This window comes from Mesorhizobium sp. M7A.F.Ca.US.010.02.1.1, assembly GCF_004023085.1.
Taxonomy (GTDB): Bacteria; Pseudomonadota; Alphaproteobacteria; order Rhizobiales; family Rhizobiaceae; genus Mesorhizobium.
Window position 1 is genome coordinate 112,133 of record NZ_RZRV01000008.1, and the last position, 25,386, is coordinate 137,518.

Genomic DNA, 25,386 nt, shown 5'->3' on the forward strand with positions numbered 1-25,386 from the left:
TAAGGAGGCCAGCCGCGATGGATGGTGGCGGTCGATCATGTCGGGAGGACAGGATGAACAACGATGATTTCCGGCAATGGTCGCGGCGCGCCGCCGACTGGGGCGCTGACTATCGCAACAATCTGCGCGACCGCCCCGTGCGGCCACTGGTAGAACCCGGCGCCATTTCTGGAAGCATTGAGGTTTCGCCGCCCGAAGACGCCGAACCGATGGACCGGATCTTCGCCGACTTCGAAGAGAAGATCCTGCCGGGAATGACGCATTGGCAGCATCCGCGTTTCTTCGCCTATTTCCCGGCCAATGCGGCGCCGGTCTCGGTGGTGGCGGAATATCTGGTTTCGGCGATGGCCGCGCAATGCATGCTCTGGCAAACGTCACCGGCAGCGACCGAACTCGAAACGCGCACCGTCGACTGGATGCGCCAGGCGCTCGGTCTGCCCGAAGGGTTTTCCGGGGTGATCCAGGATTCGGCTTCGTCGGCGACACTGGCCGCGGTGCTCACCATGCGCGAGCGGGCACTCGAGTGGCAAGGCAACAAACAAGGCCTGGCAGGGCAGGCGCGGCTGCGCATCTATTCCTCCGATCAGGTGCACACATCGATCGACCGGGCGATCTGGGTGTCAGGCATCGGCGAGGACAATCTCGTGCGCATTCCGGTCGGCGGCCGCTTTCGCGCCATGGACACCGCAGCGCTCGAGGCGGCAATCATCGCCGACCGGGAAGCGGGCATGCTGCCGGCCGGCATCATCGCTTGCGTCGGTGGCACCAGCACCGGCGGCACCGACGACATCGCCGCGGTGGCAGAGGTGGCGCGGCGGCATGGGCTCTATCTCCACGTCGATGCCGCATGGGCGGGGTCGGCGATGATCTGTCCGGAGTATCGGCATTTCTGGACAGGCGTCGAAGGCGCCGATTCGATCGTCTTCAACCCGCACAAATGGCTGGGCGCCCAGTTCGACTGCTCGATCCAGTTCCTGCGCGACCCCGAAAGCCATGTGAAGACGCTGGCCATCAAGCCGGATTATCTGAAGACGCACGGTCATGACGGCATCATCAACTATTCGGAATGGTCGGTGCCGCTCGGCAGGCGCTTCCGCGCCCTGAAATTGTGGTTCCTGCTGCGCGCCCATGGTCTGGAAAACCTGCGCATGATGATCCGCAATCATGTCGCGTGGAGCGAAGGGTTGGCGGCGCGGCTGGCAAGGGAGCCGGATTTCGAGATCGTCAGCGAACCGATGCTGTCGTTGTTCTCGTTCCGACACAAGACCGCAACCGATGCGGACGAGCACAATCTGCGCCTGGTCAATGCGATCAACGACGATGGCCGCATCTACCTGACGCAGACGAAAGTCGATGGACTGATAGCAATCCGTTTCCAGGTCGGCCAGTTCGAGGCGACCGCCGCCGATGTCGATATGGCTTTTGTGGTGATTACTGATATCGCACGTGGCTTGGATCGCTGATTTCGTTAGCCGGCTTATGCCTTTTCATCGGTTTCGTTTTCGACTATAGACAAGAAAAACGAAAACGGGAGGTTGCCTATGTATCTGTCGCCGCGCCATGCCGAGATTATCCAGATGGCCAAGGATCATGGCCGCGTGCTGGTCGATGATCTGGCCACCCACTTCAATGTGACGCCGCAGACCATACGCAAGGACCTCAACGATTTGTGCGACCAGCGGCTGCTCTCGCGCATCCATGGTGGCGCGCTGTACCCCTCCGGCATCGAAAACATGGAGTATGAGGCGAGACGCAAGATCGCCGCCGACGAGAAGGAGGCGATCGGCCGCGCGGCCGCCAGGTTGATCCCCGACAACGCCTCGCTGTTCATCAACATCGGCACCACGACAGAGTCGGTCAGCAAGGCGTTGCTCGATCACAACGGTCTCATGGTCATCACCAATAACATCAATGTTGCCAATAGGATGCGGATATATCCCTCGATCGAGGTGGTGATCGCCGGCGGGGTTGTGCGCGGTTCTGATGGCGGTGTGGTCGGCGAAGCGGCGGTCGACTTCATCAGGCAGTTCAAGGTCGACTACGCGGTGATCGGTGCATCCGCCATCGACCATGACGGCGCCTTGCTCGATTTCGATTTTCGCGAGGTCAAGGTGGCGCAGGCGATCATCGCCAATGCAAGGCATGTCATCCTAGTTTCCGACCAGACCAAATTCGAGCGAACCGCACCGGTGCGCATCGGCCATCTGTCGCAGGTCAACACCTTCATCACCGATCGTTGCGACATCCCGTCGGTGCGCAAGATCTGCCAGGAGGCCGAGGTTCAGCTGATCGAGACGTCGCTCGCCTAGGCGGTTTTCACCCGATATCACGCGCTCGTGATATTTCGTTTGACATTCGTTATCATTTCGAAATAATTCCGACACGGTTTCGTAAAAGCCCAAAAATGGTGCAATGCGAAATCGTTGGAGGAATTGTGGACGCATCTCCGATCCGTGACATTTTCGTCATAGGTGGCGGCATCAATGGCTGCGGCATTGCCCGTGATGCCGTCGGTCGTGGCTTTTCCGTGTTTCTCGCCGAGATGAACGACCTCGCCAGCGGAACCTCCTCGGGTTCGACCAAATTGATCCATGGCGGCCTGCGCTACCTCGAATTCTACGAATTCCGCCTGGTGCGCGAGGCGCTGATGGAGCGCGAGGTTTTGTGGAAGAACGCGCCGCACATCATCTGGCCAATGCGCTTCGTGCTGCCCTATGCCAAGGGCCTGCGCCCGGCCTGGCTGATCAGGCTCGGTCTCTTCCTCTACGACCACATTGGCGGGCGCAAATTGCTGCCCGCGACCCGGACGCTGGACATGGCCAGGGATCCGGCCGGCAAGCCTTTGAAGCCACTGTTCAAAAAGGCCTTCGAGTATTCGGATGGCTGGGTCAATGATGCGCGGCTGGTGGCGCTGAACGCACGTGACGCCGCCGACCGCGGCGCAACGGTCCGCACCCGCACGAAAGTGACCGGCGCGCGCCGCGAAAACGGCCTGTGGGCAATCCAGATCGAGGATCTGCAGACCGGCGAGACCGAGGAGATCAAGGCGCGACTGCTGGTCAATGCCGCCGGCCCCTGGGTCGATCATGTGCTGTCCGGCGTCGTCGGGCTCAACGATGTGCACAATGTTCGTCTCGTGCAGGGCAGCCACATTGTCATCGCCAGGAAGTTCGACGATCCACGCGCGTATTTCTTCCAGAACAAGGATGGCCGCATCATCTTCGCCATTCCCTATGAGGAAGAGTTCACCCTGATCGGCACCACCGACCAGGATTATCCCGGCGATCCGCATGACGTGAAGATCAGCGACACCGAGATCGATTATCTCTGCGCCGCGGCAAGCGAATATTTCGCCCAACCCGTCAAGCGCTCGGACATCGTCTGGACCTATTCGGCCGTCCGTCCGCTCTATGATGACGGCGCCTCCAAGGCGCAGGAAGCGACGCGCGACTATGTGCTCAAGGCCGATGGCGGCGAGGGCGCCGCCCCGATCGTCAACGCCTTCGGCGGCAAGATCACCACCTATCGCCGGCTGTCGGAATCGATGCTGGAAAAGATCGAGGGTTTTCTCGGCAAGCGCGGCAAGCCGTGGACGGCAAACGCGCCACTGCCGGGCGGCGATTTCCCGGCCACCGGTTTCGATGCCGAAGTGGCGAAATTGAAAACCGCTTATCCATTCCTCGACGCGCGCCTGGCTCGCCGGTTGACCCGGCTCTATGGAACCCGCGCGAGGATGCTGTTGGGGCTGGCCAAATCGAACGTCGATCTCGGCCGCAACTTCGGCGCCGATCTCTACGAGGCCGAGGTGCGCTATCTCGTTCAAAACGAATGGGCCGTCACATCAGAAGATGTATTGTGGCGCCGGACCAAGCGCGGTCTGCATCTCAGCCGCGAGCAGGTGGCGGCGCTCGATGAATTCATGCGCGGCATAAGCCGGCGCCATGTCGCGGCTGCCGAATGAAGAGGGGTTTGAGCTGATGCGGAAGGCCTGGGAGGAGGCGTCATGCTGGAACTGAGAAACGTCACCAAGGCGGTCGGCGCGGTCGAGCATATAAGCGACGTGTCGCTGACGCTCCAGCACGGCTCGCTCAACGTCCTGCTCGGACCTACGCTTTCCGGCAAGACAAGCCTGATGCGGCTGATGGCCGGCCTGGACGTGCCAACCTCCGGTTCGATCTGGTTCGACGGCCAGAATGTCACCGGCGTGCCGGTGCAGAAGCGCAAGATCGCTATGGTCTACCAGCAGTTCATCAACTATCCGGCGATGACCGTCTATGAGAACATCGCTTCGCCGCTGCGGGTGGCCGGCATCGAGCAGGCCAGGATCGACAGCCAGGTGCGTGAAGCCGCCGCTCTTCTCAAGCTGACACCCTATCTCGACCGCACGCCGCTCAGCCTGTCGGGCGGCCAGCAGCAGCGCACCGCGCTGGCGCGCGCCATCGTCAAGAACGCAAGCCTGGTCCTGCTCGATGAACCGCTCGCCAATCTCGACTACAAATTGCGCGAGGAACTGCGCGCCGAATTGCCCAGGATATTCGCCGCCGCCGGCACAATCTTCGTCTATGCCACGACCGAGCCGCACGAAGCGCTGCTGCTCGGCGGCAACACGGCGACGCTTTCTGAAGGGCGGATCACCCAGTTCGGACCGACCATCGAGGTGTTCCGCAAGCCGGTAGATCTGGTGACAGCCAGGACGTTTTCCGATCCGCCGCTCAACACCATCGTGCTCGCCAAGAAGGGTCGGGATTTCCTGCTCGAGGGCGGCGTGAACCTGCCGGTGCCGGCCGAACTCTCCGGCATTGCCGACGCCATCTATACGATCGGTTTTCAGCCGCACCACCTGTCGCTCGAGCGGCCCAATGCGGCGGCGGTGCCGGTGCGTGCCAAGGTGACGATCACCGAGATCACCGGATCGGAGAGCTTCATCCATCTCGATTTTGCCGATGCGCGCTGGGTCATGCTGACCCATGGTATCAGGCATTTCGAGCCAGACGAGGTGGTCGAGGTGTTCATCGATCCGCGCCACATCATGGTTTTCGACGAGCACGGCAGCGCCGTGACTGCGCCGAAGCTGGCGGCTTGAGGGCAAAGAGATGGCACGCATCGACGTCAACCATGTCCGACATTCCTACCTGCCTAACCCGCAGAAGGATGCCGATTTCGCGCTGCGGGAAGTGCATCATGTCTTCGAGGACGGCGGCGCCTATGCGCTGCTCGGGCCCTCCGGTTGCGGCAAGACCACGCTGCTCAACATCATTTCGGGATTGTTGCACCCCTCGCATGGCCAGTTGCTGTTCAACGGCAAGGACGTGACCAATTTGTCGACGCAGGAGCGCAACATCGCGCAGGTGTTCCAGTTCCCGGTCATTTACGACACCATGACCGTCTACGATAATCTGGCCTTCCCGCTGCGCAACCGCGGCGTGCCGGAAGCCGATGTCGACCGCAAGGTTCGCGAGACGTTGGAGATGATCGATCTGGCGTCCTGGGCGAAGAAGAAGGCGAGGGGCCTGACCGCCGACCAGAAGCAGAAGATCTCGCTCGGCCGCGGGCTGGTGCGCTCCGACGTCAACGCCATCCTGTTCGACGAGCCGCTGACCGTCATCGATCCACACATGAAGTGGGTGCTGCGCTCGCAGCTGAAGCAGTTGCACCGCCGCTTTGGCTACACCATGGTCTATGTGACCCACGACCAGACCGAGGCGCTGACCTTCGCCGAGCAGGTCGTGGTCATGTATGATGGCGGCATCGTGCAGATCGGCACACCGGCCGAACTGTTCGAACGGCCACGCCATACCTTCGTCGGTTATTTTATCGGCTCGCCGGGCATGAACGTTATGCCGGTGGCAATCGACGGCAAGACCGCGACGCTCGGCTCGCAGCGCATCGAACTGCCGGGCGCACCCAAGTCAGCCAGCGGCGCCGTCGAGCTCGGCATCCGTCCCGAATATGTCCGGCTCGGCCGCGAAGGCATGGCCGTGCAGGTCAGCAAGGTCGAGGATCTCGGCCGCCACAAGGTGGTGCGCGCCAAGCTCGAAGGCCGCGATATTTCTGCCGTGATCGGTGAGGACGAGACCCTGCCCGCCGATCCGAAGGTGCGGTTCGACCCGGCCGGCATCAACATCTATGCCGATTCCTGGCGTGTCGAGATGGAGGCCTAGATGGAGAAGACCTGGAACAACAAGGCCTGGTTCATGGTGCTGCCGGTCCTCCTGCTGGTGGCGTTCTCGGCGGTGATCCCGCTGATGACGGTGGTCAACTATTCGGTGCAGGACACGTTCGGAAACAACGTCTTCTTCTGGAACGGCTCGGACTGGTACACCGAAATCCTGGAGTCGGAACGCTTCTGGCTGTCGATGGTCCGCAACCTGATCTTTTCCGCAACCATCCTCGCCATCGAGATTCCGCTCGGCATCTTCATCGCTCTTAACATGCCCAAGAAAGGCTGGGGCGTGCCGGTCTGCCTGGTGCTGATGGCTCTGCCGCTGCTGATCCCGTGGAACGTCGTCGGCACGATTTGGCAGGTGTTCGGCCGTATCGACATTGGCCTGCTCGGCTACACGCTGTCGTCGCTCGGCTTCGACTACAACTACGTCAACGATCCGACTGATGCCTGGGTGACGGTCATCCTGATGGACGTATGGCACTGGACAAGCCTCGTCGTTCTGCTCTGCTACGCCGGACTGGTCTCGATCCCCGATGCTTTCTACCAGGCGGCCAAGATCGACGGCGCCTCACGCTGGGCAGTGTTCCGCTACATCCAGCTGCCGAAGATGAACCGCGTGCTTCTGATCGCGGTGCTGCTGCGCTTTATGGACTCGTTCATGATCTACACCGAGCCGTTCGTCGTCACCGGCGGAGGCCCTGGCAATTCGACGACGTTCCTGTCGATAGACCTGGTCAAGATTGCGATCGGTCAGTTCGATCTCGGGCCGGCGGCCGCCATGTCGATCATCTACTTCCTGATCATCCTTTTGCTGTCTTGGGTGTTCTACACCGTCATGACCAATGTCGATGCGGAGCGCTGAGATGAGCGGCGCCAACGAAGGAACGACGAGGCAGGACCGAGTGCGTGAGACGGCGGTTTCGGACGGGCTCGCCAGCACATTGTCGCAGGACCAGCTTGCGCGGCTGATGCGCCGGCGCGGCGAAGAATCCCGGTTCTGGTGGTTGGTGCCAACGATCTACATCATCTTTCTGATGCTGCCGATCTACTGGCTGGTCAATATGAGCTTCAAGACCAATCAGGAGATTCTGGGCGCGTTTTCGCTGTGGCCGAAGAGCCCGACCCTGGCCAACTACATCGTGATCTTCACCGACCCGTCCTGGTACAAGGGCTACATCAATTCGATCATCTATGTCGTCATGAACATGGTGATCTCGGTTTCGGTGGCGCTGCCGGCGGCCTACGCTTTCTCGCGCTACCGGTTCCTCGGCGACAAGCACCTCTTCTTCTGGCTGTTGACCAACCGCATGGCGCCGCCGGCAGTGTTCGCGCTGCCGTTCTTCCAGCTCTATTCGGCGTTCGGGCTGATCGACACGCATATCGCGGTGGCGCTGGCGCACTGCCTGTTCAACGTGCCGCTGGCGGTCTGGATCCTCGAGGGTTTCATGTCCGGCGTGCCGAAGGAGATCGACGAGACCGCCTATATCGATGGCTATTCCTTCCCGCGCTTCTTCCTGAAAATCTTCATGCCGCTGATCGCAAGCGGCGTCGGCGTGGCCTGCTTCTTCTGCTTCATGTTCTCATGGGTCGAACTGCTGATCGCGCGCACCTTGACCACGACGGCCGCCAAACCGATCGCGGCGATCATGACGCGTACGGTCTCGGCCTCCGGGCTCGACTGGGGCGTGCTGGCCGCCGCCGGCGTGCTCACCATCCTTCCAGGCGCGCTCGTGATCTGGTTCGTCCGCAACTACATCGCCAAGGGCTTTGCCCTAGGGAGGGTATGACCATGAACCTCACCTGGATGGCATGGACGCTGCCAACGGCGATCTTTTTCATCACGATCCTGGTACTGCTCTGTGGCATGGCGGTCTGGGAATACACCTCGCCTGGCGGCAATCCCCGGGTCGGCCTCCTGCGCTTCGAGACGACGCGCGGCGACCGCCTCTTTGTTTCGCTGCTCGGCAGCGCCTTTATCCATCTCGCTTGGCTGGGTCTTGTCGGACCCAACCTGTGGTGGGCTCTCGCTCTCTCCGTAGTCTACGCCGTCGGCGTGTTCCGCTACGTATAGAGGGGGAAACTGTTGGAGCGACCGCGTGCCGACGGCCGCTCCAGATCGCACTTGAAACTTGAAAAGTGGAGGAACGAAATGCGAAGGCAATTTTTAACATCAACGACTGCGCTTGTCCTGCTCTGGGGAGCAGGCCAGGCCTATGCCGGAATGGACGAAGCCAAGACTTTCCTCGATACCGAAATCAAGGACTTGTCGACGCTCGATCGCGGCGCCCAGGAAGCCGAATTGCAATGGTTCATCGATGCCGCGAAGCCTTTCGCCGGGATGGACATCAAGGTGGTCTCCGAGACCATCGATACGCATAGCTATGAGTCCAAGGTCTTGGCGCCCGCCTTCACCGCGATCACCGGCATCAAGATCACTCACGACCTGATCGGCGAAGGCGATGTCGTCGAGAAGCTGCAGACGCAGATGCAGTCGGGCGAAAACATTTACGACGCCTACGTCAACGACTCCGACCTGATCGGCACCCACTGGCGGTACCAGCAGGCGCGCAGCCTGACCAAGTGGATGGCGAATGAGGGCAAGGATGTCACCAATCCCAACCTCGACCTCGCCGACTTCATCGGCACCAAGTTCACGACCGCTCCGGACGGCGACCTCTACCAGCTGCCCGACCAGCAGTTCGCGAATCTCTACTGGTTCCGCTACGACTGGTTCAACGACGAGAAGAACAAGGCCGATTTCAAGGCCAAGTACGGCTACGACCTCGGCGTTCCGGTCAACTGGTCGGCCTATGAGGACATCGCCGAGTTCTTCACCGGCCGCGAAATCGACGGCAAGAAGGTCTATGGCCACATGGACTACGGCAAGAAGGACCCGTCGCTCGGCTGGCGGTTCACCGACGCATGGCTGTCGATGGCCGGCAACGGCGATAAGGGCCTGCCGAACGGTCTTCCCGTCGACGAATGGGGCATCAAGGTCAACGAGAAGTCGCAGCCTGTCGGCTCGTGCGTCGCGCGCGGCGGCGACACCAATGGCCCGGCTTCCGTGTATTCGATCCAGAAGTACCTGGATTGGCTGAAGGCCTATGCGCCGCCGGAAGCCCAAGGCATGACGTTCGGCGAATCCGGCCCCGTCCCGTCGCAGGGCACGGTCGCGCAGCAGATGTTCACTTACACCGCCTTCACCGCCTCCTTCGTCAAGGAAGGGCTGCCGGTCGTGAACGCGGACGGCACCCCGAAATGGCGCTTTGCTCCCTCGCCGCATGGCGTCTACTGGAAGGACGGCATGAAGCTCGGCTACCAGGACGTGGGTTCATGGACGCTTCTCAAGTCCACGCCTGACGATCGCGCCAAGGCCGCCTGGCTCTATGCGCAGTTCGTCGTATCGAAGACGGTCGACGTGAAGAAGAGCCATGTCGGCCTGACGCTGATCCGCGAGTCGACGATCCAGGACAAGAGCTTCACGGAACGCGCTCCGAAGCTCGGCGGCCTGATCGAGTTCTACCGCTCGCCGGCCCGTGTTCAGTGGTCGCCGACCGGAACGAACGTTCCGGACTATCCGAAGCTGGCACAGCTCTGGTGGCAGGCGATCGGCGATGCGTCGTCGGGTGCCAAGACGGCACAGGAGGCGATGGACTCGCTTTGCTCTGAGCAGGAAAAGGTCATGGAACGCCTGGAAAAGGCCGGCATCCAGGGCGATATCGGCCCGAAGATGGCCGAAGAGCATGACCTCGCCTACTGGAACGCCGACGCGGTCAAGAAGGGCAATCTCGCTCCTCAGTTGAAGATCGAGAACGAGAAGGAAAAGCCGGTCACCATCAATTACGACGAGCTGGTGAAGAGCTGGCAAAAGTAAGGCTGTTCTAAGCGGGCGTCTGCGCCCGTGTGAAATTAGGGGAGGCGGCTCGTTGCCGTCTCCCCTGTTTGTGTAAAAGACTAAGCGGGGAGGCAGAATGACCGGATACATCCTTGCCATCGACCAGGGCACGACTTCGACCAGGGCGATCCTGTTCGACGGCGAGATGAAGCTCGCCGGCAGCGGGCAAAAGGAATTCGCCCAGCACTATCCGGCTTCCGGCTGGGTCGAGCACGATCCCGAGGATATCTGGGCGAGTGTGGTGTCGACCGTGAAGGCGGCGCTGAAGAAGGCCGGCCGGAATGCTTCCGACGTGGCCGCGATCGGCATCACCAATCAGCGCGAAACCGTGGTCATCTGGGACAGAGCGACCGGCAGGCCGATCCACAATGCCATTGTCTGGCAGGACCGGCGCACCGCGCCGCTGTGCCAGAAACTCAAGAAGCAAGGGTTGGAGAAGACATTCACCAAGAAAACCGGGCTGCTGCTCGATCCCTATTTTTCCGGCACCAAGATCGCCTGGATGCTGGACAAGGTGAAAGGCGCCAGAAAACGCGCCGAGAAGGGCGAACTGCTCGCCGGCACCATCGACAGTTTCCTGATCTGGCGGCTGACCGGCGGCAAGGTCCACGCCACGGACGCCACCAACGCCTCGCGCACGCTGGTCTACAACATCGCTGAGAATGCCTGGGACGACGAGCTGCTGTCGATCCTCAACATCCCGGCAAAAATGCTTCCCGAGGTGAAAGACTGCGCCGATGACTATGGAATCACGGAGAAAAATCTCTTTGGCGCCGAGATAAGAATCCTCGGTGTCGCCGGCGACCAGCATGCGGCAACCATCGGCCAAGCCTGCTTCGAGCCAGGCATGATGAAATCGACCTACGGCACCGGCTGCTTTGCGCTGCTCAACACGGGTAGCGACCTGGTGCGCTCGAAAAACCGGCTGCTGACCACTATCGCCTACAGGCTGAACGGCAAGACGACCTATGCGCTGGAAGGTTCGATCTTCATTGCAGGGGCCGCGGTGCAGTGGCTGCGCGACGGCGTCAAGGTGATCGGCAAGGCCGAGCAGAGCGGCAAATTGGCGGCCGAGGCTGATCCGACGCAAAATGTCTATCTGGTGCCCGCCTTCGTCGGGCTGGGCGCGCCGCATTGGGATGCCGAAGCACGCGGCGCCATCTTTGGGCTGACCCGCAATTCCGGCCCGGCGGAGTTTGCCCGCGCCGCGCTCGAATCCGTCGCCTACCAGACACGCGACCTGCTCGACGCCATGCGCAAGGACTGGAAGGGTGCTTCTGCCAAGACCGTGCTGCGGGTCGACGGGGGCATGGTGGCGTCGGACTGGACCATGCAGCGGCTGGCCGACATCCTCGATGCGCCGGTCGACCGCCCGACCATTCTCGAGACGACCGCGCTCGGTGCAGCCTGGCTGGCCGGCTCGAAAGCTGGCGTTTGGCCGGATGCAAAGAAGTTTGCGAAGAGTTGGGCACTCGAACGGCGCTTCAAGCCGGACATGGATGGCTCCGTGCGCGCAGCTAAGCTCGCTGGTTGGCGCGATGCTGTGCGCAGGACGCTCAGCGTGTCATAAACAGCCATCAGTGGCGGGTGATGGGGCGCGAGGAATGCAGCCAGATTGGTATCCTGCTTGGCGCGACGAGGCTATCGAACAGCTGAAGGCCAAGAATGCACGCTTGAAAAAAGATCTCCACCTCGGTAGCTGGTTGCGCTATGACTATGACCTGACGGCCGGAACGCTTCTGTTCTCGCAAGACGGGGTCGCCAAGGTCGTTACCGAAATCCAGATTGTCGGCTCAACGAGCACGGAGGCCGGAAACTGGCTGTGGGCTTGGGCAAATTCCAGCCTGCCCAGCGAGCTCCTCAGCGATGCAAAGCTAGTCCGATCCTTCGGGGAGCAGAATGGCATCGACGAACTGGCCCAAGCCTATGCGACGGATGCGGACAATGCGCTGGAAGTGGTTGGTTGGGAACTCAGTGCGGTGATGGCCCGTATCTGCAATGGGTTGGGTATCTATCGTTGTCCCAGCAGAGAGGACGGCGGTGGCTTTTATCTGATGCTCAAGAGCATCAACTGGGCAAGCTGACGGCAACTGTTCGTCTTCCGGCCAAAGGATCAAAAGCCCGCGCCGTTGCCGGCGCGAGCTCCACTAACGCATCTCAGCTACTTAAACGCGCCTTGATCAGTAAGGCGAACGGCACTCCTTGCGAGGGCCGTAATTCGGCTGGAACGTGTTGTCCGAAGCACGGTAGCTGCGATAGCGGTCGTAGCACCATTGGACGTGGGCGTTGCCTCCGTAGACGCGGTTGTTTTCGTTGTTGATGATTGCGCCGGTAATCAGCGCGCCAGTAGCGAAGGCGGCAAGCGGGAACCAATAATCGCCGTGACGACGGTAGCCGGGGCGATATTCGCGATAGCCCCGATGGCCGTTCCAATATGCGCCGCGATTGCGGGAAAAATTGCGGTCACGCGAAAAACTGCGGTCACGCGAAAAATTGCGATTGTGGCGGTCCTTACGCCACTCCCGGTACTGGACTGTCTGCACATCCGGCACCGCGACCTGGGATTGCGGCACATAGTTCGGTTGGGCATTAACGGACACCGCCTCCGCCGCAACGAATGTGACGGAGAGAGTGGCCGCCAGCAGGCTCGTTGTGATTCTGTTCATTGGTCTTCTCCTCGATAGTTTGGCGGACGTCCCTGTGCCGGGAAAACGAGCGGCGCATACAATTGTTCCCCAGACTGGATGCCGCTGTCGGGCAGAAATGCCAGTGTTCCCTTGGCTGTTCTCCCACCGATGGCGCGGCTGGCAAGTGTCGCGACAGGGCGAAGCCGCCCGTGTTTGCGAGCCCTCTTTTTCCGGTTGACCGGTCGAGGCACTCTCCCTATGTTCCGCGCAATTTCGAGGGCCGCCTTTCGCCCGCGGGAGCGCGTAGCTCAGCCGGTAGAGCAACTGACTTTTAATCAGTAGGTCATGGGTTCGAATCCCATCGCGCTCACCAAATCCACGCGATAAACTGTCACCCATCTCTCGGGAAGGGCACACCACAACCGGTGGGGAAGCCGTCAACGCTTCCAGAAAGCGCGGTGCGGTGCGAGCATCTCGTCGGCGATTTCGGGGAAGGGGCCAAAGACCTCGATCTTTTTCTGGCCGGAGTCGAGGACGGTGCGCGAAGAGAGGCTCATCGTCGGATTCTCTGCGTGATCCCCGGTGAGCGCCAGCAGCTCGGTCTCCTCGAAGCCGTAGACCAGCCGGCCGATATTCGCCCAGTAGAGCGTTCCGGTGCACATCGCGCAGGGCTCACCGGTTGAGACCAGCGTGCATTGCCATAAGAACTCCGGCTCGTAGGCTGCCGCGGCGCGCCGGGCGAGCTCCGTCTCGGCGTGGCGCACCGTGTCGAGATTGCCTTGCCGCATCAGCACCCGATCGTCCGGCCCGACCAGCACGCAACCAAACGGATGATGCCCATGATCCGCCGCCTCGCGCGCGACCGCGTCGGCGGATCGAAGGTGGGCGAGCATCTGATCGCGGGTCATGGCAAGATCCTGTCATGCCGACATCCACCGATGAGCGGCTGAGCGAGATTGGTGCCAACGGACGCGAGTGGCAAGAGCCAACTTTTGCTTGAGACCTTTGCCTCAGGATATCAGACCTTTGCCCTACAATCCGCCGGCCGGTCTTGGCGTCGAACAGATGAGCACAGGCGCGGCAAAGCGGAAAGCCGGCTGAAAAGGCCATCCTCGCCGAGCTTCTCGAAGGAGTTCGGCGGCGCGAAAATGCGAACAGCGTCAGACCGAAGGCTCCCCGAACACCAGCGAAACATTGGCGCCGGCGTGGCGTTCGAGCCGGCCGGCGAGGTCGAGTTCCAGCAGCACCATGAAGACCTGGGCCGGGTGCAGGCCGGTGTGGCGGATGATCTCGTCGACCGCCACTGGCGTCGGGCCGAGCGCCTCGATGACGCGGGCGCGGTCGCTTTCGCCGGGCGGTGGTGTGGCCGAGAAGTCGGGCGGCTCTTCGAACGGCGGCACGTCGGGCGCCCGCATGCCGGTCAGCGGGGCGATCGCCCTGGAAATATCCGATGCCTCGGTGACCAGGGTGGCACCATCCTTGAGCAGGCCGTTGGTACCGGCGGCGCGTGGATCGAGCGGTGAGCCCGGCACGGCAAAGACCAGCCGGCCCATTTCGCCGGCAAGCCTGGCGCTGATCAGGGAGCCGGAGCGTTGCGCTGCCTCGACCACCACCAGCCCAAGGACCGCACCCGCAACAAGGCGGTTGCGGCGCGGAAAATCCTGGGCGCGCGGCTGCCAGCCGAACGGCATCTCCGAAATGATGGCGCCACGCTCGGCGATTTCCTCGCACAGGCCGGCATTTTCAGGCGGGTAAGGCAGGTCGAGACCGCCAGCCAGGACGCCGATCGTGCCGGTCGCAAGACTGCCCTGATGCGCCGCGGTGTCGATGCCGCGCGCCAGGCCGGAGACGATTGCGTAGCCGTCGCGGCCGAGGTCGGCTGCCAGCATGCGTGCCATCTTGATGCCGGCCAGCGACGCGTTGCGTGCCCCGACGATGGCGACACCCGGCAGCCGGAAAACAGCTGCGTTGCCCTTTACCGCCAGCAGGGGCGGCGGATGGTCCATGTTGCGCAACAGGGGTGGGTAGTCTGTCTCACCGATCCCGACAAAGCGGGCGCCGGCCTTTCCGGCTAGTTCCAGTTCCGCCTCGGCTTCGGCAACGGAAGGGATGCGAGCGATCCGGATGGCGCCGCCCGAAATCATCAGTTCCGGCAATATCTCCAGCGCCACCTCGGCCGAACCGAAACGGTTGATGAGGTCGCGAAAGGATGCGGGGCCGACATTCTGGGTGCGGATCAGCCGCAGCCAGCTCAGCCGCTGCCGGTCGCTGAGCCGCGGCCCGGCGGCCGGCCCACTCACCACGGCGGCAGGCTCGCTCACCCCTTGGCTCCGATCTTGCCCTCGGTGCCGGTAAGCAGGCGCGAAATGTTTTCCCGGTGCTTGATGAAAACGATGATGCTCATCACCACGAACAAGGCCGCATTCTGTGGTGTGCTCAGCACATAGAGGGCGATCGGCACGATGACCGCCGCTGTCAGCGCCGCAAGCGAGGAATACCGGAAGAGGAATGCCATCACCAGCCAGGCGACGGCGAAGATCAGCGCCACCTGCCAGGCAAGGCCGATCAGCACACCGAGATAGGTGGCGACGCCCTTGCCGCCCTTGAAACCGAGCCAGACCGGGAAGAGATGACCGAGAAAGGCGCCGAGACCGGCCCAGATCGCCAGGTCAGGCGCGAAATGGCCTGCTATCAGCACGGCGGCCGTGCCCTTCAGCGCGTCGAGTAGCAGCGTCGCGGCGGCAAGGCCCTTGTTGCCGGTGCGCAGAACGTTGGTGGCGCCGATATTGCCGGAGCCGATCTTGCGCACATCGCCAAGGCCAGCGGCGCGAGTGAGCAGGAGCCCGAACGGAATCGAGCCAAGCAAATAGCCGAACACGAGCGCTGGGATGAGGCTGTAAATCATTGTTTCCCCCGCATTTCCCCAGTTCGGCCGGATCAGGCGCGGTGCGCCGTGGCCGGTTCAGGCGGAAAACACTGTGCGGCCCGCAATCAGCGTTTGCAAGACCTTGCCTTGCAGTCGCGCGCCTTCGAAACAGGTGTTTTTCGACCGCGAACGAATGCCGCTTTCGCTGACGATCCAGGGTCCGTCGAGGTCGACAAGCGCAAGATCGGCGACAGCGCCCGGCTTCAGCGTGCCGCCGGGCAGGCCGAACAGTTTTGCGGGAGCGGTGGACAGGGTTTCGACCAGCCGGAGCAACGGCACATCGCCATTGTGGTAGAGCCGCAGTGCGGCGCCCAGAAGCGTCTCCAACCCTATGGCGCCGGCCGCCGCATCGGCGAAGGGCAGGCGCTTGGTGTCGACATCCTGCGGATCATGCGAGGAGACGATGATGTCGATCGTGCCGTCCCTGACCGCCTCGATCATCGCCAACCGGTCTTCCTCGGCGCGCAAAGGTGGCGTCAGGCGGAAGAAGGTGCGGTATTCGCCGACATCGTTTTCATTCAGCGACAGATTGTGGATCGCCACGCCTGACGTCACCGTCGCGCCGTCGGCTTTCGCACGCGTTATGGCGTTTGCCGCCATCGCCGTCGAGATCTTTGCTGCATGGTACGAACCACGCGTCAGCCGGGCCAAGGCCAGATCGCGCTCCAGCGGGATGGATTCGGCTTCGCGCGGAACGCCGGAGAGGCCGAGCCAACTGGCGTAGAGGCCTTCATTCATCACGCCGGATGAACCGAGGTCCGCATCCTGCGTCTCATGCACGATGGTGGCGCCGAAGTCGCGCGCATAGGTCAGCGCGCGGCGCATCACCAGCGCGCTCGATATGGTGTGACGGCCATCGGTGAAGGCGACGGCGCCGGCTTCGCGCAGCAGGCCGAACTCGGTCATTTCGCGCCCGTCGAGGCCCTTGGTGATCGCCGCAGCCGGAAAGACGTTGACGATGGCCGTGTCCTTGGCGGTGCGCAGCACGAATTCGACCAGCGCCACATTGTCGATCACCGGATCGGTATCGGGCATCATGACGATGGATGTGACGCCGCCGGCCGCCGCCGCGACACTTGCCGACGCAATGGTCTCGCGATGCTCGCCGCCCGGTTCGCCGATGAAGACACGGCCGTCGATCAGGCCTGGAATGATCGCCTTGCCGGCGCAGTCGATAACGGTGGCGCCCTCGGGCGCGCCCTGGTTCAGCGCTGCTTTGCCGGCGGCTACGATCTTGCGGCCATCGACGAAGACGGCGCCGACTTCATCGATGCCGCGCGAGGGGTCGATAATGCGGGCGCGCTCAAAGACCGTTATGCTCATGCCCCGCGGCCCTCTTGATTACGGCGCGGGTCAAGAAGCGCTTCCATCACCGCCATGCGCACGGCGACGCCCATCTCGACCTGTTCCTGGATGACGCTCTGCGGACCGTCGGCGATTTCCGAGGCGATCTCGACGCCGCGGTTCATCGGCCCGGGGTGCATCACCAGCGCGTCGTCCTTGGCGGCCTTCAGTTTTTCCGCATCGAGGCCGAAATAGCGGAAATATTCGCGCACCGAAGGCACGAAAGCGCCTTCCATGCGCTCGCGCTGCAGGCGCAGCATCATCACCACGTCGGCGTCCTTGAGGCCTTCGGCCATCGAACGGGTTACGATGACGCCCATCTTCTCGATGCCGGTGGGCAGCAGCGTCGACGGAGCGACGACGCGCACCTGCGCGCCGAGCGCGTTGAGCAGCATGATGTTGGAACGCGCCACGCGCGAATGCAGGATGTCGCCGCAGATTGCCACGATGAGCTTCGACAGCGGACCCTTGGCGCGACGAATGGTCAGCGCATCGAGCAGCGCCTGTGTCGGGTGTTCATGCGCGCCGTCGCCGGCGTTGACGACGGAGCAGCCGACCTTCTGCGCCAGAAGGGCGGCAGCACCGGCCGATTGGTGGCGGATGATCAGGATGTCGGGCCGCATGGCGTTCAGCGTCATCGCCGTGTCGATGAGCGTTTCGCCCTTCTTCACCGAAGAGCTTGCCACCGACATGTTCATGACATCGGCGCCGAGCCGCTTTCCGGCAAGCTCGAACGACGACTGTGTGCGCGTCGAGGCTTCATAGAAGAGGTTGATCTGTGTGCGACCGCGCAGCGTCGAGGTTTTCTTCTCCGACTGCCGCGAGATCGCGACCGCCCGGTCCGCCCTGTCGAGCAACAGCTCGATATCGGCGGGGGAAAGGTCGCGGATGCCCAGAAGATGGCGATGAGGATAGGGGGACGAAGCGTCGGTCATCTCAAGGCGCTGCTATAGGGTGGAGACTTTGCGGCTGCAAGCGCCAGCTTTGCATTGTAGCCGTTCTCCTCAATTTTTTCGTGTAGATAGCCGATTATATCGGCCGGTATTTTCATCGCGCGCGCTGCATGGCTTGGCTATATCTAGCCGACAGCCCCGGATTCGTGGCTTTCTGACGATAGAAGGATTGGGCGTGACCGACGACGTGACGAACCAGCCGCCGCCGCTGACGGGCGGCAACGCCTGGCGGGGCGATCCGTTGCTGATCCAGCTAGCGGAGCGTTTTTCCGATCCGGTGCGCCGGGAACTCGATGGTCTCGGCCGCTTTGTGCTGACGCAGGAGGCGCAGGAATTGGCGCGCCTCGCCAATGTCGAGACGCCGAAGCTCAGGACGCATGATCGCCAGGGACGGCGCATCGACGTGGTCGAGTTCCATCCCGCCTATCACGCCTTGATGCGCCGCTCTGTGGCCAACGGGCTGCATTCCTCGGTGTGGGAGAACGGCGACACCGAGATCGGCCGCCGCCATCAGGTCCGTGCCGCCCGGTTTTATCTGACGGCGGAGCTGGAGACCGGGCATCTGTGCCCCATCACCATGACCAACGCTTCGCTGGCGGCCTTGATGGCCAGCCCGAAACTGTTTCGCGAATGGGCGCCGCGCGTGACGACGCGCAAATACGACCAGAGCCAGAAACCGCCGGTCGAGAAGACCGGGCTGACCCTCGGCATGGGCATGACCGAGAAACAGGGCGGCACCGATGTGCGCGCCAATGTGACGAGGGCGGAACGCGCCGGCAGCGGTTTTTATCGTCTGAACGGGCACAAATGGTTCATGTCCGCGCCGATGTCGGATGCCTTCCTGGTGCTGGCGCAGGCGCCTGAGGGACTATCGTGCTTCCTCGTGCCGCGCGTTCTCGGTGACGGTTCGGGCAACGGCTTCCGCTTTCAGCGGCTGAAGGACAAGCTCGGCAATCGTTCCAACGCCTCCTCCGAAGTCGAATTTGTCAATGCCATCGGCGAGATGGTCGGCGAAGCCGGTGCCGGTGTGAAGACGATCATGGACATGGTCACCCTGACCCGGCTCGATTGTGCCATCGCATCGTCGGCGATCATGCGCGCGGGCCTGGCCGAGGCCGTTCACCACGCCCGCCATCGCCAGGTGTTCGGTTCGACCCTGATCGAGCAGCCGTTGATGCAGCGCGTTCTGGCCGACATGGCGCTCGATGTCGCCGCCGCCACCGCGCTGTCGTTCCGGTTGGCGCGCTCCTTCGACGAGGCGGCCAGCGATCGCGGCGAGGCGGCGTTTGCTCGGGCCATGACGCCGGTCGTCAAATACTGGGTCTGCAAGATCGCGCCGCCTTTGCTCTATGAGACTATGGAGTGCCTCGGCGGCAATGGCTATGTCGAGGAGGCGCCACTCGCCCGCTACTATCGCGAGGCCCCGGTCAACGCGATCTGGGAAGGCTCGGGCAATGTCATGGCGCTTGATGTGCTGCGCGTGCTCGGCCGTGCGCCCGGCCTGTTCGAGGATGTGCTGGCCGGCATCGACCGTGATCTCGGCGCCGGCGGACGCGGCACGATCGGCGTGCTGAAGGCGGCGATGCAGGTTGCCTCAACCGACGAAGGTTCTGCCCGGCTGCTGACCGAGCAGCTGGCGCTGTCGGCTGCGGCGGCGGAATTGCGCCGTCTGGGGGCAGGGCGGATCGCCGACGCTTTCGTCGAGACGCGTTTGGCCGGCCAATGGCGCAACACCTATGGCATGATCGATTCGCGCCACGATGCACGCATGATCATCGACACGCTCTATCCGCCGGTGAACTGAGCCGCGAGCATCGCAAAAACCGGCGCCATCCACAGTTTTGACGCGTTGGCGGGCATCTTCACGCGTATGGCTAATCGCCGTTAACCTTAACAAATGGTTTCCATTGCGATGGCGGACGGCAAGGCCCACTGTCCTAGTGCAAGCAGGGAATGGTTCAGATTGGCCGTCTCTTGCTTTGCGAAGCAGGAACACCGATGCGACAGGTACTGACCTCTTTTCTGGCCTTGCACTGGGCGATTGTTTTCGCCCTGCTTGCGCTAATCTGCATCGACGGAAACCGGGGTGTGGCGGCGGCGCTCGGCGTGCTGGGCACTACAATCGAGGGTACCCGCTTCGTCGACCTCGACAATTTCGTCGTCGTGGCGCCGCTCGCCACCGCATTGCTTGTCGTCGCGGTTCTGTTTTTCTGGGCCTTTGTCGAAGCCCTGGTCAACGACGCGACCAGCGCGGGCGCCGACAGCGTCGCCCGCATCGCCTTCATATGCGCGTCCGGCGTGTTGTCGCTGATCGTCGTCGGTGGCGCCGCGCAAGGCATCAACGGGCTGTTCATGGCTGTCGCCGTGCAACTGGCGGCACTTCTGGCGTCCTATGTCGCCATGCTTGCCGAGCGGCGGTCCGTGGTTGCGGCAGCGGCTTCCGGCGAAAGCGAGATCCATGCCGTCGCGCATGGCATGGCAAAAGCCGCGGCCCACAATTCGCTGCTTTCACTCATATCAGGCCGAACGGTCTCCAAGACCGGTTCCAATCCCAGGGGAGGCCGCTGATGCGCTACATCTTCGGATTTTGGGCGGCGCCGATGGCGATTTTCTGGGGCTGGTTCTATCTGTCGGCCAATGACATCAATTTCGGCTACACGATGCTCAGCCGACAGATGCACGACTTCTTCTTCCAACTCTATGGCCAGATGCTCGGCATCGATCCGGCGATCATTCCCGGCATGGTGGCGAAGACGTGCGTCTTCGACGGGTTGTTGCTGATGGCGCTTTGGGCCTTCCGCCGTCGCCGCGAAATCGCCGGCTGGGTCAGACAGCGCTGGGCGGGTCCGGTTCCGTTCGAGCGGATGCGTGGAGCGACTGAAGCCGGTCCAAAACTCCCTGCAGAATAAACGCGGCTGCCGCCGAATCGATCTTGCCGGCGCGCTTGCGGCGCGAGAAATCCATCTCGATCAGCGTCCTTTCGGCCGCGACCGTCGATAGTCTTTCATCCCAGAGCACGAAGGGCAGGTCGCTCATCTGGGCCATGTTGCGGACGAAGGCGCGCGATTTCTGCGCACGCGGCCCTTCCGAACCGTCCATATTGATCGGCAGCCCAATCACCACCGCGCCGGCATTCTCCTTCCGCAGCAAGGCGAGCAGCACCGCCGCATCGAGCGAGAATTTCCTTCGCATGATGACCGGGCGCGGATGGGCGAAGGAAAACCTCTGGTCCGAGACCGCGACGCCGATCGTCTTGTCGCCGAGGTCAAGCCCCGCCAGCGTCTTGCCGCCGGTTAGCCGCGCCGGCAATTCCTCGATCGTGATAATGCCCACCGGCCGTCCTTCGCCTTTCACCACCACGTGTTTTGTCAAACGCGTGGCGGACACAGTAACCCTTTGATCTCCGGGCCGTCGGCGTTCTATCCTTTGGCAAGATAAAAATCGAGGAATGCATTCATGAAACTGACCTGGTACGGCCACTCGGCCTTTCGCATCGAGACCGCTGATGCCAAGATCCTCATCGATCCCTATCTGATCGGCAATCCGTCCTGGACGGGCGGCTGGGAGGGACCGGCCGAGGGGATCACGCATGTGCTGCTGACGCATGGCCATAGCGACCACATCAGCGGCGCCGTGGAAGTGCTCGGCAAAAGCGGCGCCCAATTGGTCGCCAATTTCGAGATCTGCATGTATCTGGTCGGCAAGGGTGTCAGCGACAAGAAGATCAACCCGGGCAACATCGGCGGCACCGTCGATTGCGGCAGCTTCACCACCACTTTTGTCCAGGCGCTGCACTCATCCTCGTTCCCCGGCGAGGGCGGCCAGAACACCTATCTCGGCAATCCGGGCGGCCTCGTCCTGCATTTCCCGGAAGACAAGACGCTCTATCACATGGGCGACACCGACATCTTCTCCGACATGGCGCTGATCAACGAGTTGCATGAACCCAAGGTCGGCCTGGTGCCGATCGGCGACCGCTTCACCATGGGCGGCGCGGTGGCTGCACTTGCCTGCCGGCGCTTCTTCAAATTCGACACCGTGGTTCCCTGTCACTTCGGCACGTTTCCGATGATCGACCCGACCGCCGACAAGTTCGGGGCCGGCATGGAAGGGTCCGGCGTGACGGTGGCATTGCCTGACATCGGTGAGACGATTACGATCTAGGCACAGCTAAAGCGGAATGAAACCATGGCTTTGAGGAAATCTCTTTGTGTATCGATGTTGGTCGCGGCGTCGCCCGCGCTCGCCGCGAATGATTTCATCGAGGGCGTCTACCTGCAATCCGAGGAGCTTTGCAAACAGGCCAAAAAGGACACGCTGCAAACGCTGATCGACGCAGGGAACATCGTGCTTTCGGCGCACGGCCTGCAGAGCGTCGAATACAATTGCGAGTTTCTGCAGATCAGCAAGGCCACGGCTTCGCCGAGCTGGGCGGTGACGGCCATCTGCCAGGAACCGGGTTATGTCTTTCCCGACGTTCTCTCCGTGACGCAAATGAACGCCAAGCAGATCGATCTCGTGTCGGTTCGGCCCGTCGACGACGAAAGCGAAGCAAGCGGCAACAGCGGCAGCTACTATCTGTGCGAAGGCGTGGCTCTGCCATAGACGTATTCTGAGGGCCCACGAGCGGGCCGCCGGCACAGCCTGGTCTCTCGCACGATGCATGTTGCGCAGCGCGCGCGGCGCCGCTATAGCCCGAACTGGTTTTCCCCGAGGCAAAAACATGTCCGTAGATCTTCAGACAGTGAAGCGCGTCGCGCATCTCGCCCGCATCGCGGTGAGCGAAGAAGACGCCGAACGGATGACCGGCGAGCTGAACGCCATTCTGGGCTTCGTCGAGCAGCTGAACGAGGTCGATGTTTCCGGTGTCGAACCAATGACCTCGGTGACGCCGATGGACATGAAGAAGCGCAGCGATGTCGTCACCGACGGCGGCAAGGCGGCCGACATCGTCGCTAACGCGCCGGCGACCGAAGAGAATTTCTTCCTCGTGCCGAAGGTCGTGGAGTAAACCGGCCGATGGCAATCGAGATCGCCATTGAGAAGCCGCTCCAGGACGACGTGCGCAGGCTGGTCACGGAACTCAACGAGACCTTGCTCGAACTGACGCCGCCGGAGCATTGCTACCATTTGACGGTCGAGCAGATGGCCGGTGAGGACACGACGGTTTTCATCGCCCGCGATAATGGCCTGGCCATTGGCTGCGGCGCGCTGAAGCGTCATGACGGCGCCATTGGCGAGGTCAAGCGCATGTATATCAGGCCGTCGCATCGCGGGCAGAAGATCGGCGCGAAAATCGTTGAGCGGGTCGAATCGCTGGCGCGCAACGAGGGGCTGAAGCGCCTGGTGCTGGAGACGGGCGATCGTCATCCCGCGGCGTGGACAGTCTACGAACGCGCCGGGTTTTCGCGCTGCGGCCCGGTGCTGGATTACCCCGATTCTGAGTGGTCGGTGTTTTACGAAAAGAGCCTTTGATGAGCGACCTGACCCAGCTGACGATTTCACAGGCCCGCGCCAAGCTGCGCGACAAGGAAATCACCGCGACCGAGATCACCGAGGCCTATCTCGGCGCTATCGAGCGCGCCAATCCGGCGCTCAATGCCTATGTCGCCGTGACCGGCGACAAGGCGCGCGACATGGCCAAGGCGTCCGACGCCAGGCTGGTCAAGGGCGAGGGCGGTGCGCTGGAAGGCATTCCGTTGGGGATCAAGGACCTGTTCGGCACCGAAGGCGTCCACACGCAGGCTTGCAGCCATGTGCTCGACGGGTTCAAGCCGCGCTACGAATCGACCGTTACGTCAAATCTGTGGGCCGACGGCGCCGTTATGCTCGGCAAACTCAACATGGACGAGTTCGCCATGGGCTCGTCCAATGAGACGTCCTACTATGGCCCGGTCATCAATCCGTGGCGGCGCTCGCGCCTCGATACTGCGGTTATGCCGACGACGCATCAGGGCGACGGCGGCTTCGTTTCGGCCGGCGGCACGAGGACCGTGCGCAGCCTGGACAATGCGCAGTTGGTGCCGGGTGGCTCTTCTGGCGGGTCGGCCACGGCAGTCTCCGCCTTCCTGTGCGCCGGCGCGACCGCGACGGACACTGGCGGCTCGATCCGCCAGCCGGCCGCCTTCACCGGGACGGTCGGCATCAAGCCGACCTATGGCCGCTGCTCGCGTTGGGGTATCGTCGCGTTCGCCTCGTCGCTCGACCAGGCCGGCCCGATCGCGCGCGACGTACGCGATGCCGCGATCCTGTTGAAGTCGATGGCCTCCGTCGATCCGAAGGACACGACGTCGGTCGACCGGCCGGTGCCGGATTATGAGGCGGCGATCGGCAAGCCGATCAAGGGCATGAAGGTCGGCATTCCCAGGGAATACCGCGTCGACGGCATGCCCGAAGAGATCGAAGCGCTGTGGCAGAAGGGCATTGCCTGGCTGAAGGACGCCGGCGCCGAGATCGTCGACATTTCCCTGCCGCATACGAAATACGCGCTGCCCGCCTATTACATCGTGGCGCCGGCCGAGGCTTCGTCCAACCTCGCCCGCTATGATGGCGTCCGCTACGGCTTGCGCGTGCCGGGCAAGGATATCGTCGACATGTATGAGAAGACCCGCGCCGCGGGTTTCGGCCGCGAGGTCAAGCGCCGCATCATGATCGGCACCTATGTGCTGTCGGCCGGCTATTACGACGCCTACTATCTGCAGGCGCAGAAGGTGCGCAATCTGATCAAGCGGGATTTCGAGACTGTCTTCGCCGCCGGCGTCGATGTCATCCTGACCCCGGCAACGCCGTCCGCCGCGTTCGGCGTCGCCGACGAGGACATGGCTGCCGATCCGGTCAAGATGTACCTGAACGACATCTTCACCGTCACTGTGAACATGGCCGGCCTGCCGGGCATCGCTGTGCCCGCCGGGCTCGACGCCAAGGGCCTGCCGCTCGGCCTGCAGCTGATCGGCCGGCCGTTCGATGAGGAAACCCTGTTCCAGACCGCTGCCGTCATCGAGCAGGCCGCAGGCACGTTCCAGCCGGAGAAGTGGTGGTAGGGACGTCGCTCGTCTAGCGCATGCCCTGAAAGTCGAATCGATTTTCGGAAGGATCCTGCGCAAAATCAAAGTGTTAGCGTCCTTTGAGCGCGCACGCCCGCGCGGCGCTGCAATGGGGTGAGCGATGTTCTTCTACCTGTCCAAGATCTTTTGGTTCTTCATCCAGCCGCTGAACCTGGCGATCTTTCTGCTGCTGGCGGGATTGCTCGCGGCCATGATCGGGCGCCGGCGGCTGGCGGCTACCGGCAGCGTGCTGGCATTTCTGGTCCTTGCGCTGTCAGCGTGGACGTCGCTCGGCGCCATGATGCTCAATCCGCTGGAAGAGCGCTTCGCGCGCCCGCCGCTGCCGGCAAAGGTCGACGGCATCGTCGTGCTCGGCGGCGGCTTCGAGGGCGCCATCAATCTGGCGCGCGGCGGCTATGAGTTGAACAGCAG

The 25,386-nt window shown here is 62.5% G+C and carries 26 protein-coding genes, 1 tRNA gene and 1 pseudogene; 21 read left to right on the forward strand and 7 right to left on the reverse strand.

Annotated elements, in window-relative coordinates; translation table 11 throughout:
• Positions 1–53 precede the first annotated feature (53 nt).
• The 11 genes from EOA19_RS11055 to EOA19_RS11105 all read left to right on the forward strand — a co-directional run bounded on the left by EOA19_RS11055 (position 54) and on the right by EOA19_RS11105 (position 12,145).
• Positions 54–1,463 carry an aspartate aminotransferase family protein gene (locus EOA19_RS11055; RefSeq protein WP_128303594.1) on the forward strand — a complete coding sequence of 470 codons (1,410 nt, stop codon included), beginning with the start codon at positions 54–56 and terminating at the stop codon, positions 1,461–1,463.
• 78 nt (positions 1,464–1,541) lie between these two features.
• Positions 1,542–2,309 carry a DeoR/GlpR family DNA-binding transcription regulator gene (locus tag EOA19_RS11060; RefSeq protein WP_127258922.1) on the forward strand — a complete coding sequence of 256 codons (768 nt, stop codon included), beginning with the start codon at positions 1,542–1,544 and terminating at the stop codon, positions 2,307–2,309.
• A 125-nt stretch (positions 2,310–2,434) separates the two neighbouring features.
• The gene (glpD, locus tag EOA19_RS11065) at positions 2,435–3,961 is read left to right on the forward strand and encodes a glycerol-3-phosphate dehydrogenase (protein ID WP_023812978.1); all 1,527 of its coding nucleotides are present in this window, start codon (positions 2,435–2,437) and stop codon (positions 3,959–3,961) included.
• A gap of 42 nt (positions 3,962–4,003) precedes the next feature.
• Positions 4,004–5,083, forward strand: coding sequence for an ABC transporter ATP-binding protein (locus EOA19_RS11070; protein WP_023812977.1), 1,080 nt, complete (start codon positions 4,004–4,006; stop codon positions 5,081–5,083).
• Between the two features lie 10 nt (positions 5,084–5,093).
• Complete coding sequence (locus tag EOA19_RS11075; protein ID WP_128303595.1) at positions 5,094–6,161, forward strand: ABC transporter ATP-binding protein; 1,068 nt, start codon at positions 5,094–5,096, stop codon at positions 6,159–6,161.
• Positions 6,162–7,028, forward strand: coding sequence for a sugar ABC transporter permease (locus tag EOA19_RS11080; protein ID WP_127272310.1), 867 nt, complete (start codon positions 6,162–6,164; stop codon positions 7,026–7,028).
• Between the two features lies 1 nt (position 7,029).
• Positions 7,030–7,953 (forward strand): carbohydrate ABC transporter permease, encoded by a 924-nt coding sequence (locus EOA19_RS11085; RefSeq protein WP_027036701.1) that lies wholly within the window; start codon positions 7,030–7,032, stop codon positions 7,951–7,953.
• A gap of 2 nt (positions 7,954–7,955) precedes the next feature.
• A complete protein-coding gene (locus tag EOA19_RS11090; RefSeq protein ID WP_128303596.1) occupies positions 7,956–8,237 on the forward strand; it encodes a DUF2160 domain-containing protein in 282 nt (93 codons plus the stop codon).
• Positions 8,238–8,315: 78 nt separating this feature from the next.
• Positions 8,316–10,040, forward strand: coding sequence for an ABC transporter substrate-binding protein (locus EOA19_RS11095; RefSeq protein ID WP_023812972.1), 1,725 nt, complete (start codon positions 8,316–8,318; stop codon positions 10,038–10,040).
• A gap of 97 nt (positions 10,041–10,137) precedes the next feature.
• Complete coding sequence (glpK, locus tag EOA19_RS11100) at positions 10,138–11,631, forward strand: glycerol kinase GlpK (RefSeq protein WP_128303597.1); 1,494 nt, start codon at positions 10,138–10,140, stop codon at positions 11,629–11,631.
• A 34-nt stretch (positions 11,632–11,665) separates the two neighbouring features.
• Positions 11,666–12,145, forward strand: coding sequence for a DUF6882 domain-containing protein (locus EOA19_RS11105; protein ID WP_128303598.1), 480 nt, complete (start codon positions 11,666–11,668; stop codon positions 12,143–12,145).
• 96 nt (positions 12,146–12,241) lie between these two features.
• On the opposite strand, the gene EOA19_RS11110 is transcribed toward EOA19_RS11105, so the two are convergent.
• On the reverse strand, positions 12,242–12,727 hold the full coding sequence (locus EOA19_RS11110) for a BA14K family protein (RefSeq protein WP_023812969.1): 486 nt from the start codon (positions 12,725–12,727) through the stop codon (positions 12,242–12,244).
• A gap of 258 nt (positions 12,728–12,985) precedes the next feature.
• Between EOA19_RS11110 and EOA19_RS11115 the strand changes: the two genes are divergently transcribed.
• A tRNA-Lys gene (locus EOA19_RS11115) sits at positions 12,986–13,061 on the forward strand.
• 64 nt (positions 13,062–13,125) lie between these two features.
• Here the strand turns inward: EOA19_RS11115 and EOA19_RS11120 are convergent.
• From EOA19_RS11120 to EOA19_RS11140, 5 genes are all read right to left on the reverse strand, one after another.
• Entirely contained in the window at positions 13,126–13,596 is a 471-nt protein-coding gene (locus tag EOA19_RS11120) for a nucleoside deaminase (RefSeq protein WP_128303599.1), read from the reverse strand.
• A gap of 252 nt (positions 13,597–13,848) precedes the next feature.
• A complete protein-coding gene (gene dprA / locus EOA19_RS11125; RefSeq protein ID WP_023812967.1) occupies positions 13,849–14,988 on the reverse strand; it encodes a DNA-processing protein DprA in 1,140 nt (379 codons plus the stop codon).
• Between the two features lie 17 nt (positions 14,989–15,005).
• A complete protein-coding gene (plsY, locus tag EOA19_RS11130) occupies positions 15,006–15,593 on the reverse strand; it encodes a glycerol-3-phosphate 1-O-acyltransferase PlsY (protein ID WP_023812966.1) in 588 nt (195 codons plus the stop codon).
• A 57-nt stretch (positions 15,594–15,650) separates the two neighbouring features.
• Positions 15,651–16,937: a dihydroorotase gene (locus EOA19_RS11135; RefSeq protein WP_128303600.1), complete on the reverse strand. Its 1,287-nt coding sequence runs from the start codon at positions 16,935–16,937 to the stop codon at positions 15,651–15,653.
• Positions 16,934–17,893 (reverse strand): aspartate carbamoyltransferase catalytic subunit, encoded by a 960-nt coding sequence (locus tag EOA19_RS11140; RefSeq protein ID WP_013531794.1) that lies wholly within the window; start codon positions 17,891–17,893, stop codon positions 16,934–16,936. Before EOA19_RS11140 ends, EOA19_RS11135 begins: the two co-directional genes overlap by 4 nt.
• A 193-nt stretch (positions 17,894–18,086) precedes the next feature.
• Between EOA19_RS11140 and EOA19_RS11145 the strand changes: the two genes are divergently transcribed.
• From EOA19_RS11145 to EOA19_RS11155, 3 genes are all read left to right on the forward strand, one after another.
• On the forward strand, positions 18,087–19,715 hold the full coding sequence (locus EOA19_RS11145; RefSeq protein ID WP_023812964.1) for a DNA alkylation response protein: 1,629 nt from the start codon (positions 18,087–18,089) through the stop codon (positions 19,713–19,715).
• A gap of 194 nt (positions 19,716–19,909) precedes the next feature.
• Positions 19,910–20,479 carry a hypothetical protein gene (locus EOA19_RS11150; protein ID WP_023812963.1) on the forward strand — a complete coding sequence of 190 codons (570 nt, stop codon included), beginning with the start codon at positions 19,910–19,912 and terminating at the stop codon, positions 20,477–20,479.
• A complete protein-coding gene (locus EOA19_RS11155; RefSeq protein WP_023812962.1) occupies positions 20,479–20,820 on the forward strand; it encodes a DUF6105 family protein in 342 nt (113 codons plus the stop codon). The genes EOA19_RS11150 and EOA19_RS11155 overlap by 1 nt, the downstream gene beginning before the upstream one ends.
• Here the strand turns inward: EOA19_RS11155 and ruvX are convergent.
• Positions 20,738–21,244 carry a Holliday junction resolvase RuvX gene (gene ruvX / locus EOA19_RS11160; protein WP_023812961.1) on the reverse strand — a complete coding sequence of 169 codons (507 nt, stop codon included), beginning with the start codon at positions 21,242–21,244 and terminating at the stop codon, positions 20,738–20,740. The two genes, EOA19_RS11155 and ruvX, sit on opposite strands and share 83 nt — an antisense overlap.
• A 123-nt stretch (positions 21,245–21,367) precedes the next feature.
• Here ruvX and EOA19_RS11165 point away from each other — a divergent pair, with 123 nt between their 5' ends.
• The 6 genes and pseudogenes from EOA19_RS11165 to EOA19_RS35850 all read left to right on the forward strand — a co-directional run.
• The gene (locus tag EOA19_RS11165; protein ID WP_023812960.1) at positions 21,368–22,075 is read left to right on the forward strand and encodes a metal-dependent hydrolase; all 708 of its coding nucleotides are present in this window, start codon (positions 21,368–21,370) and stop codon (positions 22,073–22,075) included.
• A 24-nt stretch (positions 22,076–22,099) separates the two neighbouring features.
• Complete coding sequence (locus tag EOA19_RS11170; RefSeq protein ID WP_023812959.1) at positions 22,100–22,516, forward strand: hypothetical protein; 417 nt, start codon at positions 22,100–22,102, stop codon at positions 22,514–22,516.
• A gap of 118 nt (positions 22,517–22,634) precedes the next feature.
• Positions 22,635–22,922 carry an Asp-tRNA(Asn)/Glu-tRNA(Gln) amidotransferase subunit GatC gene (gene gatC / locus EOA19_RS11175; RefSeq protein ID WP_023812958.1) on the forward strand — a complete coding sequence of 96 codons (288 nt, stop codon included), beginning with the start codon at positions 22,635–22,637 and terminating at the stop codon, positions 22,920–22,922.
• Positions 22,923–22,930: 8 nt separating this feature from the next.
• The gene (locus EOA19_RS11180) at positions 22,931–23,386 is read left to right on the forward strand and encodes a GNAT family N-acetyltransferase (protein ID WP_023812957.1); all 456 of its coding nucleotides are present in this window, start codon (positions 22,931–22,933) and stop codon (positions 23,384–23,386) included.
• Positions 23,386–24,951, forward strand: coding sequence for an amidase family protein (locus EOA19_RS11185; RefSeq protein ID WP_128303601.1), 1,566 nt, complete (start codon positions 23,386–23,388; stop codon positions 24,949–24,951). The genes EOA19_RS11180 and EOA19_RS11185 overlap by 1 nt, the downstream gene beginning before the upstream one ends.
• A 124-nt stretch (positions 24,952–25,075) precedes the next feature.
• A pseudogene (locus EOA19_RS35850) lies at positions 25,076–25,386 on the forward strand (YdcF family protein); the annotation flags it as partial.